We start from the raw sequence: 15,662 nt of genomic DNA, 5'->3' as shown, positions 1-15,662 counted from the left end.
GATTGGCGATGATGGTGCATATTAACGACGGGTTTTCATTTCTCCTTTTCCGCCAAGTCCCCGGATATGGTAGGTAAAACTTAATATGGCATAGCGCGTTATGGCGTTGGATTGCGAAACTCGTACCCAAAGATCATTGACCTGCTGATTAATGTTTTTATTGTCATTAAATAGATCAAATACCGTGAGATTGATTTCGGCATTCCTACGCTTGAACAATTTCTTGCCTATAGAGACGTTCCATAACAAACTTGTTGTACTTGGTGAATTCAGAATGCTGCCATTGTAAAGGTAGTTGAATGTTGAATTGAGCGTCCATGTTTTTAACAAGGTCAATGCAATGGAATTGCCAATGGTATGTTTATAGACCGAATAATTCGATTTCTCGCTTGCGGAGTTCTTGGAAAAGGCGATGTTTCCATTGTAATCCAATCCGATGATGATATCCTTGCTAAATGCCGTGTTTACACCGACCCGTTGACTTAGGCCGTAGGTTTGCGCATTGACCTTTTCGAGATTCAATAAGGTGTAATTCTGGTTGAAATAGAGGTTATTGTTTAGGTTGAAATTAAGTTTCAATGGTTCAAAGCGGTATCCAAGGCTATTTTGCCATTTCAGGTTATAGACACCATTGAAATTTTCAGGCCTGATGTATTGCCCCCCCGGCCCGAGTATAACATCCGCTGTGATCGTAAAGGCTGAATCTGTGGTGAAAATGGTATTGGAGATTTTATGCTCAATAAAATCTACTGTAAAGTCTGAGGTAAAACTTCTGCCCGAACCTTTATTGATTGATCTAAATTGTACCACAAGGTTGTGGTCATATTCTTGCTTTAGATCCGGATTCCCCGAGCTAATGCGTAGTGGATTTTGATTGTCTATAAAATCCTGTAATTGATCGATAGAAGGAGTGTTCGTCTTTGCATTATACCGAAACTCAACCCGCGTGTCTTTATTGAAATTATACTGGAAGTTTAGATTGGGCAGCAAACTATTGAAGTGGCTTTTTGTGGTCAGTGTATTGGGAAACAATTTATCATTGACCTGGGAAGCCGTCTGATAATCTAAGCCAATCTGAAATCTTATACTGTCTTTTTTGTTAAATAAGTAGGATACTCCACCGCTATGGTAAACAAAATCATTACGAAATTCATTGGAAAGACGGTTTTTTAATTCACCTAGCTGACCTGTTTCGACCAGAAATTCATAGGTCTTGCGGTCCGAGTAGCGCGCCGTATTCCGAAAAGTATAATTCCCTTGCAGCCGTGAATACGTACCGAACATCTCGGTATAAGCTATCTTTGAGCGAAAACCATTATTATCACCAATGGAGTAATTCCTGTTGTTGACGGTATCGACCCGGTTAAATAGCCCGTCTTTATAATAGGAATTCAGTGCAAAATTTTCAGCATGGCTCTTGTTGCTGTTAAATGAACCATTGAAATTAAAACTGATCGTGCGCCCCGGTTTGTTGAGTCTCCGCATGTAAGTGAGGTCTCCTCCCCAGTTGAAATTTTCTCCAAAACTGTTGTTCCTACGATCAGAGCTATTAAGTATTTCTGTAAGATTTAATAACGTATTGCCTGTAGAACTTGTATTCCTGTCATTATTCTGATAGGAAAAATTAGGTTGAAAGTCAAGTTTCTGAATAGAATCTATCTTCCAGTTTGCGCGGATAGAGAGTGCATGATTGTTGCTGTAAGTGCTGTTTAATTGATCCTGATTGTTGATTTGGTTGGCCCGGTTGCCTGCCGTATATTCTGTTTTACTTTGGCTAAGGATATTATTTTCCGTGTAGTTGTACGTGTAATTCGCATTGAAATCCATTCGGTCATCGAAAAAACGATCCAAATAGTTGAACCCGGCGTTGAAGCGAGTTGTCACTCCCTGTCCGGTACGTCCTCTTGTGTTTCCACGTGGAGCAAAGCCGTTGGGCTGATTGACATTGTTGGTATTGATGTCGATAGCATACTGACGTTTGGGATTCATTTTGGTCACCTGGGTATTTATAGCATATTTCTGGTCGGGACCCACTCCACCAGAGAGCTTGCCAAAATATGATTTTCTTTTCTCGGGCTTGGTGACGATATTGATCACTTTCATACGTTTTCCATCGTCAAAACCACTAAATTTGGCCTGCTCAGTTTTGTCATCGATAATCTGGATCTTAGCAATCACATCGGCCGGAAGGTTTTTTAAGGCAACCTTCGGATCGGTGCTAAAAAACTCCCTACCGTCAATAATAATCTTATTGACAGGTTCTCCCTGTGCTTTTACATTGCCATCGTCATCAATTTCAACACCGGGAATCTGTTTGACCAATTCGTCAGCATCTGCAAAATCCTGTGTGACATATTTCTTGGTGTCAAATTCAAGTGTATCCCCTTTAACCTGTATACTGCTCGAAGAAATGTTAATTTCATCCAGTACAATTTCGGCATTAGTGAGTTTAAACGTTAGATCGATCGTTTGGCCGATTAGTTTTACACGCCGAAGATCCATGCTGTAGCCCATCGGCTGTGTGCTGACCAGATAATCTCCATTGGGAAGTGTGCTACTGCTGAACCTGCCCAAAATATCTGTAGGAACCTGTACTTTACTGGAATCTTTTACCGCGATAATGGTGATGCTTGCACCTCTGATAGGCTGCGAAGTCGTATTATCGAGCAACTTGCCCGTAATATACTGTTGGGCTTGCCCGTTTGTACCCAATAATAAGCAGATAGAAAAGATCAAAATGGTCCAAAGTTTGGTCTTCATCGGTCGAGGTACAAATGTGTTTTAATGTATTGTTGACGGTTATATAATTTTATTTCCCAAAAATATGGCACTATTTGTTACGAATTATTATCATTTTAGTTACAATAACCCCAAGTGAATGGAAAGATTAGATATATTTGCAGTAGAATTATAAAATCAACTGAACAAATCTGTATAACGATCTAGTGATATACGGATATAGATTAAAAAAATAAAAGATGAAAGAAAGTGTTTTGAGTAGAAAAGAGCGTATTATGAAAGAAGCATTGTTGCTTTTTTCAGATCAAGGCTATACGAATACCTCTACCAAAACGATTGCCCAAAATGCAGGAGTCTCCGAAGCATTAATCTTTAAACATTTTGGGAATAAAGACGCACTGTTGGTTTATTTGATTAAATCAGGTTATCGTAAGGTCCTTACACATCACCGTGGTATGATGACCTATCGTGAACCAAAGGAATTTCTGCGCACGATGATAAACCTCCCGGGCAAGTTGGTCAGTGCAGAACCCATATTCTGGAGATTGCAGGAGCGTTTGTCTCATCACCCGTTTTCCAAACAGCAGCATGAACAATTTATGAAACCTGTTCAGCCTATTATTCATCGTGCTTTTAAAGAGCTGGGCTATGAGAGTCCTGAGTTTGAGACAGAATTCTTATTGCTGATCATAGATACCCTATGGAAAAAAGAGGCCATTGGAGAACTCGAAAATACCATGGAGTTGACACTCTTTCTCGAGAAAAAGTATCATCTGATTTAGAGTTCATGCTTAAATTATTCTATTTCCTGCAACCTGTTTCGGTCTTAATGTATCGCTGCTCATGAAAATAAATGTGGCCTGGTAGACACGTTATAGGTCGCAAAATAATCTGTTCATAGTGGATACCAACTTCGGCGATAAGACGTTATTTCTGCGAAGATAAAACGGTACTTAGTCGTATTTTCTTCGGTTGCAACCGAAGCAGCACCGAAGGAGCTCCGAACAAGTACCGAAGAAGCACCGAACAAACATTGAAAGAGTCCCTGGCTTGCTACCCCGGTTTACCTCGTGTCTTATACTGAAATAGGTTTACATTTACCGAACAGATTACTATATAGATTTTACATCCTATTTTTTCTACTGGATTTGGTTGTCATTGTCCGTTTTCTGACTGTTATCGGTTGTCCTTTCCCTAACCACAGTTTCCCTAGTTTTGCTGCGGAACTTTTTTGACTCAGCGTTACGTCTTTGAAACATTTTGGGAACTTTTTGGTTCTGCAATTGCTGATGTGCCTGCTGGGGAGACATCATATTGCAGGACATATGTGGCCTAAAATGATTGTATATATTGACTGCCTTGACCAGCTGTGCAAGTGCCGTTTTGTAGTCTGGAAAGGTCTCAGCCATGCGATATTCGCTTTTTAGGATGCCATTTAGCCTTTCTGCCACGGCATTGTCGTACGGGCTTCCGGATTGTGTCATGCTTATTGTAATCCTATTTTCCTGCAATATAGTGACATAATTTGTACTGCAATACTGGATGCCGCGATCGGAGTGGTGGGTCAGATCGCTCTGTGGATACATTCTATGTGATATTGCCATCCTGAGCGCTGATATACAGGCCTGTGCTGTTGGCCTGTGCGTAAGTTTGTAGCCCACGATCTTTCGGGAATAGGCATCTGTGACCAGGCACAGGTAGATCCATTTGTCCCGGATGCGGATGTAGGTGATGTCACTTACCCATATCTGCTCGGGACGCAGGGCCTGCCTGCGCTGCACAAGGTCGGGCCACTTTTTGAAACGGTGGTCGGACTGGGTGGTGATGGCATACCTGCGTTTGCATTTGACCAAAAGGTCATTTTCGCGCAACAGTCTGAAGAAAGCGTCCCTTCCCAGTCCAACCATCGCACTACCCATTTCTTTGACCAATATGCTGCGGAGTTTAAGGGTACCCATGCGATGGGAGTCCTTCCGAATTTCACGTACCCGCGCCAGCACAAGCCCGCTGCGAACGGAGTATTCCTGTTCTCTGCCCATATATTTATAGTAGGATTGCCTTGTTCTGCCAAATAGTCCACAAAGTCTGGAGACCGAAACATTCTGGTAACACGACTTCATTTCTTGGACGATTTGGCCCCAGACTTTTTTACAAAATCAGCCCCATGGAGCTCCTCCGCTTTTTTGATCAACATCTCCAGGGCAGTAATTTTGAGGTTCGCCTGGAAGAGTTCATCCCTGAGATCCTGCTCATTTTTCACCCCAGTGTCTTCTGGCTCAACAGTCTGGGAAACTTCCAGCTCCAGATTGTTTTCCCACTGCTGGTACCATTTCATAAAATACCGCGGAGTGGCTTCCCCCGGAAGATTGTACTTCTGGGCAAGTTGCGAATAACTCAGCTTGCCGGCAAGGTATTCTCTGGAAACGAGGATCTTGAAGCTATCACTGTAAACTTGCTGTCCCCCTGATTTACGTTTTGTCATACGCTTTTTCATAATATTAAATTTAAGATTTTAATATTCGGTTTTTGTAAACCTTTTTCAGGAATGGACATCGCTTGATGTAAAACAATAGATCTCTCGGGTCTCAAGTTTATTTTCTCAAATATACAAGTCTTCAGTACCCCTTGTGCGTTGTATTGAAATGCTGTTTTGTGCATGTTTATATGAAATTGTTGCAAAAACAATTTCATATTGTCCAAAATAATAACGTTCTTAGTAGTTCTATTTTAAATACATTATACAAACTAATTTATGTTCAAAAAACTCGGTCTGGGAATATTGGCATTAGTCGGCACAATTTCTTTTTTGAAAGCTCAGGACAAAAAAGATTTTGTGAAATACATCAACTCGCAGCATGAATGGGTCGATGCGGTATTCAATACCTTGACGCCAAAAGAAAAAGTCGCTCAGTTATTTTTGGTTAGAGCACACACCAATCTAGGGCAGAAGTATATTGACTCGGTAGCTCAGGTGATACAGGACGAACATTTGGGTGGTCTAGTTGTTTTTCAGGGCGGTCCCGTACGTCATGTCGATATGTTCAATCGCTATCAATCCCTGTCCAAAGTACCTTTGATGATGACTTTTGATGGCGAGTGGGGATTAGGTATGCGTATGCCGGATTCAACATTGTCCTTTCCTTATCAGATGACTTTAGGAGCCGTCCAAGATAATCAGTTGATCTATCGCATGGGACGTGAGGTTGCCTTAGATTTCCAACGTATAGGTATGCATTTCAATTTTGCACCCGATGTGGATATCAACAATAACCCTAAAAATCCGGTTATTGGTATCCGCTCCTTTGGTGATAATAAATATAATGTAACCCAGAAAGCAAAAGCGTATATGGACGGTATGGTGGATGGCGGTATATTAGCTTCCATTAAACACTTTCCGGGTCATGGAGATACAGATGTGGATTCTCATTATGATTTGCCACAACTTCCTTTTGACAAAAAACGCTTAGATACCCTGGAAATGTATCCGTTCAAAGAACTTATCAAAGCTGGAGCACCTGCTGTTATGGTGGCGCACATGAATATCCCGAGTTTGGACGATACACCTAATATGCCATCTTCCATCTCTAAAAAGGTCGTTACGGACCTTTTACGTAACGAACTTGGCTTTAAAGGGCTAGCAGTCACCGATGCAATGGATATGAAAGGCGTAAAGAAGTTTTTCCCAAATGGAGAAGCCGACGTACAGGCGATTATCGCAGGACATGACTTACTTGAAGTATCGGAGAATAGCAAACGTGCGATCGACTTGATCCTAAAAGCCATTGAAGAGGGACGCATAGCACAGGCAGATATTGATGCGCGTGTTAAAAGAGTGCTGGCCGCCAAATTATGGCTTGGTTTAGATAAATATCAGGCCACAGCACCACAGAATCTATACAATGATTTACATCGTGCCTCAGCGGTTCAGCTCATTGACGAACTGTCAAATGCAGCGATCACAGCATTAAATTCTACCGAAAAAATAAAATCATTCAAAAAGGATTTACCTACCGCTATTATCAATATCGGAATTACGGCTAATCAGACTTTCCAGAATGAATTAGCGAGTGCGCTGACCAATGAAACACAGTATTTCGTCACAGACAGCATGAGTAAGGATGATATTAAACGTATTACCAAAGAAATCAAGAAAAATAAACAATTTATTATCGCCGTGCATGACACGAGACTTCGTCCACGTCCGACCATGGTATTGAATAAAGATGTTCAGAGCTTGATGAAGAAATTTGCGAAAAAATCGATCTTGACCTTATTTACCAATGCCTATGCTTTGGATGGTTTTGAGGCGACGAAAAAAGCAAAGACAATTTTGCTGGCTTATCAAAATGATGCCTTCATGCAGAAAGCAGCAGTAAAAACGATTTTGGGGCAAAATACGCCGAAAGGAAAACTTCCGGTTACGATCAACAAAAAATTTAAATACGGACAGGGGAAATAACGTATTATAAAATCACACAAACAGGATGCCTCTTCCGAAAATGGTCCCATTGCATTAGCAAAGCCATTTAGGAAGAGGCATTTTTTTGTCAAATTCTAAATTTCTTCGTTAGCACTCCTGCTATCTGATGGCTTACTTTCATTTTTCATGCGATCAATAGCTGTAACGACATATTTGTACTGTTGATGCTGCTTGATATCGTCATCCGTATATTGAAGCTTATCGCCATCAAAGGTGATAAAGATGATTTTTCCAGGATCCTTAATGTTCACTTTTTCATCGAGATTGAACCGATAGACCACGTAGCCATAAGCAGACTCCCCATCAGTGGCCAAATCTGGTTTTTGCCAAAATAAGGTGTTCATTTTACCATTGGCCGAATTTTTAACCAGAAGACCGAAAGGTGCATTGGGTGGGATACTATCTAACCACGGCATTGTAGGGGGTAAAGCTGGTGTACGATACAGGTCATTTCGCATGGAATCCTGCAGTCCAACAAGATTGTCCGTGAGTGATTTGGAACTGAAATAAATACTTCCTTCCACGTCGTGCTCCTCTCTTAAGTGGCGTACCTGTCTGGGAATTTGGCTGCGGTCTGTCCAGCCTATTTTATTTTCTGTAACACGATAAGCCCCATGCCCCACATAAAAGTGACGGCCATAGGTGTGTTTCTGCCACCAGTCAACTAAGATCTCATATGCTGCAGCACGATTTTTGAAAGGAAAGTAGATCTGGGGATTGATGTAGTCTATCCAGCCTTCCTGCATCCATTTTACACCATCAGCATATAGTTCACGGTAAGCACTCAGCCCACGGGTATCTGAGCCAGCAGAATTATTTTCTTTGTTGTCCCATACGCCACAGGGGCTAATGCCATATTTTACATAAGGTTTTATCTTTTTGATGGCAACACCAAGATCGTGTACCAGTACGTTGACATTGTTGCGTCGCCAGTCGTCAATTTTCTCGATCCCGTTGTTATATTGACCAAAGGTAATCTGATCCGGTACCGGTGTATTTCTGCTATCAGGATAGGGGTAAAAGTAATCATCGAAATGAATACCATCTACATCGTAGTTTTTGACTACATCCATAATCACATCAATGATATATTTACGCACTTCCGGAATACCTGGGTTGAAAAGCTTCTTGCCAGCATAGGTGAAGAACCATTCTGGGTGGCGCTTGGTAATATGGTCATCCGAAAAATGGGCCGGATTTAATGTTGTTGATGCGCGATACGGATTGAACCAGGCATGTAGCTCCATCCCTCTTTTGTGGGCCTCGGTGATCGCAAATTCCAGGGGGTCATAAAATGGTGACGGAGGCAGGCCTTGTTTTCCGGTCAGGTATCTACTCCAGGGTTCTCTGCCCTTTGCATAGAAAGCATCGGCAGCAGGACGCACCTGCAAAATAATCGCATTCAGCCCCGCGCTGCGGTGTTGGTCCAGTAAATCAATAAACTCCTGTTTTTGCAGTGCGACATTATTGCCCGCTTTGACAGAGGGCCAGTCTATATTACCTATGGTTGCAACCCACACTCCACGAAACTCCCGCTTAGGTAGTTGTTGGGAATACGTTCTAATCGAAAATAAACAGATAACAATGGTAAAAAAAGAATATAAATATGTTTTTCCCGTCATTCTATAAATTATAGCCAACAAAGATAGGGAAGCATTTCTTACTTTTTCCCTAAAAAATGTAAGATGTTTGTTGGATACTTGTTAAAAGAACCTGAGCTTGGTTTTCAAATTGATAATAATGCAAATACAGGTAACATTGTACTTTATTTGTACTAATTTAGTTGCGGTTTTCACAAAAGCAATAGCTTGATCAGCTAACCGCAATAAAAAAGATTATGAGCAAAGAACAAATATCCGTTTTTGACATGTTTAAGATTGGTATCGGCCCCTCGAGTTCGCATACCTTAGGACCTTGGCGTGCAGCCCAGCAATTTACCGCTGTGCTCAAGTCAAAAGGCCTATTGCATGAAGTCGAACAAGTCAAAATTCTGCTATATGGTTCTTTGGCGAAAACCGGTGCCGGGCACGGTACTGATATTGCTGTTCTACTGGGGCTAAGTGGAGATGATCCGGTTACCTTTGATGTCAATAGAGTGACACCCAAAGTCGAACATATCAAGGCGGTCGGTGAACTGGAAGTCGCTGGCGAACGGACGATTCCTTTTTCTTACCAGGAAGACCTCCTGTTTCTATATGCCGAAAGCTTACCTTTTCATCCCAATGCCGTTACCTTTCAGGCCTTCCTATCCAGTGGTAGGGCGATTACCGAAACTTATTATTCTATAGGTGGCGGTTTTGTGGTCCAAGAAAATGATACGGAAAGCGTCCTGTCTGAAGTAGATCTTCCATTCCCTGTGGATACTGCACACGAACTCTTGCATTGGACGATGAAAACAGGGCTGAAAATCTCTGAGCTGGTCCTTGAAAATGAATGTGCATGGCGTGAAGAAAGTGAAACCGTAGCAGGCGTATTGAATATTTATAAAACAATACACGAATGTATCTACCGGGGCTGTCATACAGGCGGAACATTACCTGGGGGCTTAAATGTTGAACGTAGAGCAGCCAAACTAAATAAGAAATTAATGCAGGGACGCAGTTATCAAGATTACGAGTCCTGGATAGCGGCCATTCGTGAGGGCGGCCAAAACTTCCAATATATTCTTGATTGGGTAAGTTGTTTTGCACTTGCCGTAAATGAAGAAAACGCCTCTTTCGGACGCGTGGTTACAGCGCCTACCAATGGAGCTTCGGGCGTTATCCCGGCTGTATTGCAATATTATATTACTTTCCACGACGGAATGCGTGAGAACAAAATTATCCAATTTATTCTTACAGCATCTGAAATCGGTTCGATCTTTAAGAAAAATGCAACGATCTCTGCTGCAATGGGTGGCTGTCAAGCGGAGATTGGCGTTTCCTCAGCGATGGCTGCCGGAGCGCTGACAGAAGTGTTGGGTGGATCGCAGCGTCAGGTTCTGATGGCTGCCGAGATTGCGATGGAACATCATCTTGGATTAACATGTGATCCAATTGGTGGATTGGTTCAGATTCCATGTATTGAGCGTAATACTATGGGAGCCATTAAGGCAATTACTGCTGCGCAGTTAGCACTGCAATCGAACCCAGATAAGGCAAAAGTGAGCCTGGATACTGTGGTTAAGACGATGTGGGAGACCGCTTTGGATATGAATGCTAAATATAAAGAAACAGCAGACGGTGGACTTGCCGTCAATATTCCATTGAGTTTGCCAGAATGTTAATGACTGTCTGAGTTTTCTCGTTTTTCGTATCTTTGACGCGGTAAAATAGATATATTCTTATAAATAGCGTAAACGAATGAAATATTGTGCAATCGCCTCCGGAAGTAATGGAAACTGTTATTATGTGGCTAAAGATGATTCTGCTATTTTGATAGATGCTGGAATCAACAGCAAACATATACACCTTCGGATGTACAATCTGGGGCTTTTACCGACTCAGATCAAAGCAATTTTCATTACCCATGAACATTCTGATCATATCAGAGGCCTATCAGTATTTGCCAAAAAATATAATCTACCGGTTTATATCACCAAGGGGAGTTACGATGGTACCCGATTGCATCTTCCATCCCATTTGGTCCATATAATCTCTCCGGACGAAGTCGTTGAAATTGGAGGTCTCAAGGTGTATGGTATTCCCAAATATCACGATGCCAAAGAACCCTGTAGTTTCCTTGTTTCAGATGGAACATACAATATCGGGGTATTGACGGATATAGGACGGCCTTGTGAAAATGTACAGCATGTTATTCAGCATTCGGATGTATTGCTTCTGGAATCAAATTATGATGAGGAAATGTTGCGTACAGGACGCTATTCGTATTTTCTGAAAAACCGGATCAGCAGTGGTTGGGGACATCTTTCAAATCGTGTTGCCGTCGAACTGTTTAACGCTTATAAAACCGATCGCCTTAAACATCTTATCTTAACTCACCTCTCCGGTGAGAATAATACGGTCGATCTGGTGCAGCAAACTTTCGAACCACACTGCGAACGTATCCAGCTTCATGTAGCAACACGCTATCAGGAAACAGAATTATTCGACCTGAAAGTTGTGCTAGAGAATCATGTAACAGCTTTTTCAATTCCTTCTGCACTCTCTTCCTAGTTTAAAATGCTCTTTTTGTTCGTTTTATGTCTTCAACTAAAGCGTAAGAATACTGTAAAATAAAAAAATTAGTTGATTTAAAAAGATTTCCTATTATATTTGCTTTGTTTTTAATCAGTCTAAATAACTCATAGTATGCTTACTTGGACAAAGAGAAACAAAAACACCATGTAATAGACGGCAATCTATCACATGGCGTAAATCTACATACAGCGGCAACTGAATGTAGGTGACTGAAACAGCACGCTGTGTCAGTTACTCCCGATATACGATATGGAAGAACTTGCAAGATAACGAATTTTATTGTTTTATTCGTTGTAGAGCTCGCTTAAACCAGCAAATTCTCCCATAATAAGTTGAAGAAAACTAAACATCAATCAACATATTATGAAAATTTTAATTTCATTTTTTACATTTCTTGCGGTATTACTGTGTAGTCATACCAGTCATGCACATGCCCTTTGGATTGAATCATCTTCTTATGGGACGTTAAACCAATCCCATGAAGTCAAGGTATATTACGGTGAGTTTGCAACGAATGAAAGAGATCAGATCGACAAATGGTACTCCGACGTGAAGGACTTCTCATTAATGTTGCATGCCCCTGGAAAGGAGCCTGTCAAGATTCAGTTGACGAATAAAGGTGATCACTTTAGCGGTTCATTTCAACCTACAGCAGCAGGAACCTATTTCCTGTCAATAGTTAAAGCACCTAAAGATCTCGGCGGCAAAACGAAGTATGAATTTTCTTCCTTAGTACCTGTTGTCGTAGGAAAGTCTACAACACTTGATTATACGGCCGTAAAAAGCCCATTGCAGATTGAGTTGCTTGGTGCGGCTAACGCAAAAAAAGGACAAAGCGTACAAGCAAAGATCACCAGCTTTGGCAAAGTTGTGCCTCAGGCCAAAGTTTCTGTTTTTTCGGCTACTGGTTGGGGAAAAGAGTTTGTTGCGGACGAGAATGGTATCCTGACATTTGATGCAATTTGGTCGGGGCCATACGTTTTGGAAGCAAGTACGTTTGCTGAGACAGCAGGTGAACATGAAGGAAAACCCTATGCTTCGGCATGGCAGGGAAGTACAACTTTTATTACCATCAAATAACTGCAGATACAGCGCAGACAAAATAGTAAAGGGTCCATCTGAAACGATGGAAACACCAATGGATCCTTGCAAAAAAAGAATATCTACTATAAAAAACATCTACCACACTACATTCATGAATAAAACTTTATCCTTTCTGGCTATTCCTATGATTAGTTCGGTTTTCTCTGTTGCACAGGCACAGACGAACAAAATAATTGAGGGAATTCTTATCAATGAAAAATCTGAACCGATCACAGGGGCGACAGTAAAATTAACCAATACGGGTACGACCACCAGTACCGATAATGAGGGGCATTTCGCTTTTCATAAGCTTTCATCCAAAACTTATCATATCGAGATTAAAGCGATTGGTTATAGTAAGCATACAATGGAGGTGAATGCAAAAGATGAGGTGACAAACCTTGGGCCCATCATCGTAAAAGACCAATCGCAGGCCATCGACGAAGTTGCGGTTTATGGTAAATACTATGAGCATTATAAGTTTGACAGTATCTCCGGATCGTTACGTCTTAAAACACCAATCTTAGAGTTACCTCAAAATATACAGGTTATTTCTGCTGATTTAATGGCCGATCAGCAAGTTTTTGATATTGTGGATGGTATTACGCGTAATATTAGCGGGGCTACACGTCAAGGCCATTGGGACAACCAATATGCCAATATACGTATGCGTGGCTCTAAGATCCCAGCATTCCGTAACGGGATGAATATCGAAGCTTCTTGGGGACCTACAGCCGAAGATGCGAGTATGATCGAGCGGATCGAGTTTGTAAAGGGGCCTGCGGGTTTTATGCTTGCAAACGGTGAACCTGGCGGGTTTTATAATGTCGTAACTAAAAAACCGACAGGAAATACCAAGGGATCTGTGACGCTGAATACAGGTAGTTTTAGTACGTATCGTGCTGCTCTTGATTTAGATGGTAAATTGCGGAAAGATGGAAAGCTACTCTATCGTTTGAATGTGGCTGGCCAACAAAAAGACTTTTTTACAAAATATAATTACAGTAACCGGCTTGTCATAGCACCGGTTGTGACCTACAAAGTGGATTCTTTGACGAGTTTAACATTTGAATATACCTACCAAGGATCTTCGTACCTGGCAAATGGTAATTATACTTTTTCACCAAAAGGTTTTGCCGATCCAGGTATTGCCAATGATTTCTTCTATGCAGATCCTTCCATGGAACCTGGTAAGCTAAGAGACCATAGTGCTTATATCTACTTGGACCACAGGCTGAATGAAAACTGGAAATTGCATGCTCAGATGGCTTATTTTAATTTTGATATGCAAGCGACGAGTACCTGGTTGAATTATATGAAAGCCAATGGCGATATGCCACGTTATTATAGTATCGGTGATGAGCATGGCGAAAATAGTTTCGGTCAGATTTCTTTAAATGGGGAAGAATATACTGGAAGCGTTCGTCATAGAATTTTAGTGGGGGCAGATTATGGTAATAAGAAATTTTGGGGTGATTTTAGAACAATCTTAGATTCTATTCCTTCGGCTCCGCTTAATGTCTATGATCCTAAATATGGTATCCCAGGAAGTGTATTCCCTACATTGGATCGTTCACAGAGTGTAAAGGTGCGTGCAGGAGGAAGCAACTATGTGACTTCGACAAACTACATGTCATTCTATGCACATGATGAGTTGGCATTCTTGGACGAGAAATTGCGTTTGTCTCTTGGCTTACGATATACAATTAACGAGACGATAGGTAAAACGGCAGCCGCAGACAGAACTGATAAAGCATTTACTCCGCGGGTAGGGTTGAGTTATTCTATCGACAAGTCCATGAGTGTGTATGGATTATTTGATCAATCGTTTGTTCCTGTCGCTGGTACGGATTGGGAAGGAAATACGTTCAAACCGATCCGTGGAAATGATTTGGAAGCCGGAATTAAGAAGGAGTGGATGGGTGGAAAATGGATATCCACATTAAGTGCATATACCATTGCACGTAAAAATGCGCTGGTAGCTGACCCCGATCCTAGCCATGTCGTTAACGGTGTATCTTTCCAGACCCAATTGGGAGAGACTAGAAGTAAAGGTATCGAATTCGATGTCACTGGTGAAATAATTAGGGGCTTGAATGTTAATGCAAATTATGCATTGACAGATTCTAAGATCTCAAAAGATACGAAAGAAGAAAATATAGGTAATATCACGCCTAATACTGCAAAACATACTGCTAACGCATTTGTTTCTTATCGTATTCAGGATGGAAAGGCTCGTGGGCTTGGCTTTATGGGGAGTGTTCAAGGGATGTTTGACCGTGCCGTAGGAACAACGAAAGAGAGTAATTTTAAGAATTATTTACGTACGGACGCGGGTATTAGTTTTCAAAAAGGAAAGTATAACATCTCTGTTGTGATCAATAATGTTTTGGACAATCGGAAATTGTTAACTGCTGGATCGATCTCCAAAGCGAGTGCAGCTGTTCAGAAGTTAGGAGGTGTGGATTATTATTCCTATATCGTAGAAGCTAGACGTAATTTCCGTATGGGAATTACCTATAAATTTTAACGGCCCGATATAGATAAATTATAGAATCGATGTATAGTACACTACTAGTCGTTATACTCTTTGGAGCATACCTTTTTTACAACACGAGCAAAAAGGTGAAATTTGGCCCTAGGCCACAATGGCTGGAAAAACTGTGCGCACAAACTAAGTTTGTGCGCACTTTGAGTATATTACTACTACTCTTTCCATTTGGCACTGTTCTCTATATGCAAGGATTTGGCGCGGGCTTTTTTGCATTTTTCGCCTATTTCATGTGCATGATGTGTCTTGTTGTCCTATTGAATCCTTATCGCTATATCAAATTATACCCAATTGTGGGATTGTATGTATTTAGCCTTTGTGTTGAATTATTGATTTCCTAACCGATAAAATATGCCTGCTAATAAAAAATACCTCAGTACGCCCTTTCAGCGCTTCTTGAAAATTACAGCCGGATTTATCGGTGGTTATGTTGTCATGATCTCTTTCCACGTCTTGGTCACACATGTTTTTGAGAAAAAGGATGTTGTTGTCACGGCTTGCTTCACGGGCTATCTCCTATGGGCAGTACTGCTCTTGTTGGCCTTCCTTGCAAAGAACGGATGGAAAATATGGGGACTATATTTACTCTTGGCTGCAGTTTTTTCGCTGCCTTATTTTTTCAACATGTAAT

The 15,662-nt window shown here is 41.3% G+C and carries 12 protein-coding genes; 8 read left to right on the top strand and 4 right to left on the bottom strand.

Features of this window, described 5'->3' with window-relative positions; all coding sequences use genetic code 11:
• Positions 1–21: 21 nt before the first annotated feature.
• On the bottom strand, positions 22–2,760 hold the full coding sequence (locus CBM24_RS25785) for an outer membrane beta-barrel protein (protein ID WP_088163246.1): 2,739 nt from the start codon (positions 2,758–2,760) through the stop codon (positions 22–24).
• A 218-nt stretch (positions 2,761–2,978) separates the two neighbouring features.
• Between CBM24_RS25785 and CBM24_RS25780 the strand changes: the two genes are divergently transcribed.
• Positions 2,979–3,521 (top strand): TetR/AcrR family transcriptional regulator, encoded by a 543-nt coding sequence (locus CBM24_RS25780; protein ID WP_075994519.1) that lies wholly within the window; start codon positions 2,979–2,981, stop codon positions 3,519–3,521.
• A gap of 357 nt (positions 3,522–3,878) precedes the next feature.
• Here the strand turns inward: CBM24_RS25780 and CBM24_RS25775 are convergent, their stop codons facing one another.
• Complete coding sequence (locus tag CBM24_RS25775) at positions 3,879–4,859, bottom strand: IS3 family transposase (RefSeq protein ID WP_157698357.1); 981 nt, start codon at positions 4,857–4,859, stop codon at positions 3,879–3,881.
• A complete protein-coding gene (locus CBM24_RS25770; RefSeq protein WP_075993755.1) occupies positions 4,856–5,233 on the bottom strand; it encodes a hypothetical protein in 378 nt (125 codons plus the stop codon). Before CBM24_RS25770 ends, CBM24_RS25775 begins: the two co-directional genes overlap by 4 nt.
• A 258-nt stretch (positions 5,234–5,491) precedes the next feature.
• Between CBM24_RS25770 and CBM24_RS25760 the strand changes: the two genes are divergently transcribed.
• Positions 5,492–7,198 carry a glycoside hydrolase family 3 protein gene (locus tag CBM24_RS25760; RefSeq protein ID WP_088163244.1) on the top strand — a complete coding sequence of 569 codons (1,707 nt, stop codon included), beginning with the start codon at positions 5,492–5,494 and terminating at the stop codon, positions 7,196–7,198.
• A 95-nt stretch (positions 7,199–7,293) separates the two neighbouring features.
• Here the strand turns inward: CBM24_RS25760 and CBM24_RS25755 are convergent, their stop codons facing one another.
• On the bottom strand, positions 7,294–8,841 hold the full coding sequence (locus tag CBM24_RS25755; protein WP_088163243.1) for a glycoside hydrolase family 10 protein: 1,548 nt from the start codon (positions 8,839–8,841) through the stop codon (positions 7,294–7,296).
• A 215-nt stretch (positions 8,842–9,056) separates the two neighbouring features.
• Here CBM24_RS25755 and CBM24_RS25750 point away from each other — a divergent pair, with 215 nt between their 5' ends.
• From CBM24_RS25750 to CBM24_RS25725, 6 genes are all read left to right on the top strand, one after another.
• Complete coding sequence (locus CBM24_RS25750; RefSeq protein WP_075994516.1) at positions 9,057–10,484, top strand: L-serine ammonia-lyase; 1,428 nt, start codon at positions 9,057–9,059, stop codon at positions 10,482–10,484.
• A 76-nt stretch (positions 10,485–10,560) separates the two neighbouring features.
• The gene (locus CBM24_RS25745) at positions 10,561–11,373 is read left to right on the top strand and encodes an MBL fold metallo-hydrolase (protein ID WP_075994515.1); all 813 of its coding nucleotides are present in this window, start codon (positions 10,561–10,563) and stop codon (positions 11,371–11,373) included.
• A gap of 387 nt (positions 11,374–11,760) precedes the next feature.
• Positions 11,761–12,477 carry a DUF4198 domain-containing protein gene (locus CBM24_RS25740; RefSeq protein WP_088163242.1) on the top strand — a complete coding sequence of 239 codons (717 nt, stop codon included), beginning with the start codon at positions 11,761–11,763 and terminating at the stop codon, positions 12,475–12,477.
• A 115-nt stretch (positions 12,478–12,592) separates the two neighbouring features.
• Complete coding sequence (locus CBM24_RS25735) at positions 12,593–15,010, top strand: TonB-dependent siderophore receptor (RefSeq protein WP_088163241.1); 2,418 nt, start codon at positions 12,593–12,595, stop codon at positions 15,008–15,010.
• A 29-nt stretch (positions 15,011–15,039) separates the two neighbouring features.
• The gene (locus tag CBM24_RS25730; protein ID WP_088163240.1) at positions 15,040–15,372 is read left to right on the top strand and encodes a hypothetical protein; all 333 of its coding nucleotides are present in this window, start codon (positions 15,040–15,042) and stop codon (positions 15,370–15,372) included.
• A gap of 10 nt (positions 15,373–15,382) precedes the next feature.
• Positions 15,383–15,661, top strand: a complete 279-nt coding sequence (locus tag CBM24_RS25725; protein WP_088163239.1) for a hypothetical protein — start codon at positions 15,383–15,385, stop codon at positions 15,659–15,661.
• Position 15,662: the final 1 nt, after the last annotated feature.

Source organism: Sphingobacterium sp. G1-14, assembly GCF_002196555.1.
Taxonomy (GTDB): Bacteria; Bacteroidota; Bacteroidia; order Sphingobacteriales; family Sphingobacteriaceae; genus Sphingobacterium; species Sphingobacterium siyangense.
The sequence above is the reverse complement of the archived record's forward strand: the minus strand, read 5'-3'. Positions and strand labels throughout refer to the sequence as shown.

Excerpts from the sequence above, each read along its gene's own strand:
- CBM24_RS25780 (WP_075994519.1), top strand. The coding sequence starts at position 2,979 with ATGAAAGAAAGTGTTTTGAGTAGAAAAGAGCGTATTATGAAAGAAGCA.
- CBM24_RS25750 (WP_075994516.1), top strand. The coding sequence starts at position 9,057 with ATGAGCAAAGAACAAATATCCGTTTTTGACATGTTTAAGATTGGTATC.
- CBM24_RS25745 (WP_075994515.1), top strand. The coding sequence starts at position 10,561 with ATGAAATATTGTGCAATCGCCTCCGGAAGTAATGGAAACTGTTATTAT.
- CBM24_RS25775 (WP_157698357.1), bottom strand. The coding sequence starts at position 4,859 with ATGAAGTCGTGTTACCAGAATGTTTCGGTCTCCAGACTTTGTGGACTA.
- CBM24_RS25755 (WP_088163243.1), bottom strand. The coding sequence starts at position 8,841 with ATGACGGGAAAAACATATTTATATTCTTTTTTTACCATTGTTATCTGT.
- CBM24_RS25770 (WP_075993755.1), bottom strand. The coding sequence starts at position 5,233 with ATGAAAAAGCGTATGACAAAACGTAAATCAGGGGGACAGCAAGTTTAC.
- CBM24_RS25740 (WP_088163242.1), top strand. The coding sequence starts at position 11,761 with ATGAAAATTTTAATTTCATTTTTTACATTTCTTGCGGTATTACTGTGT.
- CBM24_RS25735 (WP_088163241.1), top strand. The coding sequence starts at position 12,593 with ATGAATAAAACTTTATCCTTTCTGGCTATTCCTATGATTAGTTCGGTT.
- CBM24_RS25730 (WP_088163240.1), top strand. The coding sequence starts at position 15,040 with ATGTATAGTACACTACTAGTCGTTATACTCTTTGGAGCATACCTTTTT.
- CBM24_RS25785 (WP_088163246.1), bottom strand. The coding sequence starts at position 2,760 with ATGAAGACCAAACTTTGGACCATTTTGATCTTTTCTATCTGCTTATTA.
- CBM24_RS25760 (WP_088163244.1), top strand. The coding sequence starts at position 5,492 with ATGTTCAAAAAACTCGGTCTGGGAATATTGGCATTAGTCGGCACAATT.
- CBM24_RS25725 (WP_088163239.1), top strand. The coding sequence starts at position 15,383 with ATGCCTGCTAATAAAAAATACCTCAGTACGCCCTTTCAGCGCTTCTTG.